Genomic DNA, 341 nt, shown 5'->3' with positions numbered 1-341 from the left:
GAAGCGCCGGCGCTCGAAGGCATACGTGGGCAGGTCCACGAGCCGCCCACCGGACACCCACGACGACCAGTCGACATCCACACCGGCGGTGAACAACTCAGCCGCCTGACGCAGGACTTGGCCACGCCCACCTTCCTCGCGCCGCAGCGTCCCCACCGCCGCCACACCCTCGACCACCGCCGCTTCGGCCGCCTGCACCACCGCGCCCAGCAGCACCGGATGCGGGCTGACCTCGACAAAGGCCCGGTGCCCGTCCGCCAGCAAGGTGGAGAGGGCCTGGTCGAACCGGACCGGCTGCCGCAGGTTCGTGAACCAGTACCCCGCATCCATGGCAGCGGTGT

At 71.0% G+C, this 341-nt stretch carries 1 protein-coding gene; it reads right to left on the bottom strand.

Features of this window, described 5'->3' with window-relative positions; genetic code table 11:
- Positions 1 to 341, bottom strand: a 341-nt coding sequence (locus tag IH54_RS41130; protein ID WP_043183733.1) for an acyltransferase domain-containing protein, incomplete at both ends; no start/stop codon positions are given.

Origin of the sequence: Streptomyces sp. NRRL F-5123 (assembly GCF_000721495.1) — a bacterium.
Lineage (GTDB): Bacteria > Actinomycetota > Actinomycetes > Streptomycetales > Streptomycetaceae > Actinacidiphila.
This window is presented reverse-complemented; position numbering and strand designations above follow the sequence as displayed.